1 protein-coding gene is annotated in these 379 nt (G+C 39.8%); it reads right to left on the reverse strand.

Annotation, left to right across the window (positions count from 1 at the left end; translation table 11 throughout):
- A partial coding sequence (locus MUU47_RS00055; protein ID WP_258986095.1) for a RepB family plasmid replication initiator protein occupies nt 1-379 on the reverse strand: 379 nt, incomplete at both ends.

The following is a 379-nucleotide window of genomic DNA, read 5'->3' on the forward strand; positions in this document are numbered from 1 at the left end:
GCTTTAAAGTTCGCTATTCTTTTATATTCTTTATCATCAATATCAAACCTGTGCCTTAGCTCGTTGTATGAGACTGAAGGAACTGTTTTAGACTTTCGCCACTGCATCATCATTTCGTACAATCGATGCGCGTAGACGCTTGTTAGCGGTGCTTTTTGCTTCAAATGATAACGTGAAAAATCGCCTTTTAATTTCCCTGCTAGCTTTATTAAATCAGGCGTAAACGCTAACTTGACCAAGCCCTGACCTTCTACATAAGCTATATTCCAAACCCAACGTGCTTTTCTATGCTCTTGGTGAGTCGGGAACTTCTCACTTTGCACACTGTAAGTAAAGTATCTAGTGAATAGGTTTTCGCTTGCTTCTCTAAGTGCTGTAT

It is taken from the genome of Scandinavium hiltneri, assembly GCF_024764835.1.
GTDB classification, from domain to species: Bacteria; Pseudomonadota; Gammaproteobacteria; order Enterobacterales; family Enterobacteriaceae; genus Scandinavium; species Scandinavium hiltneri.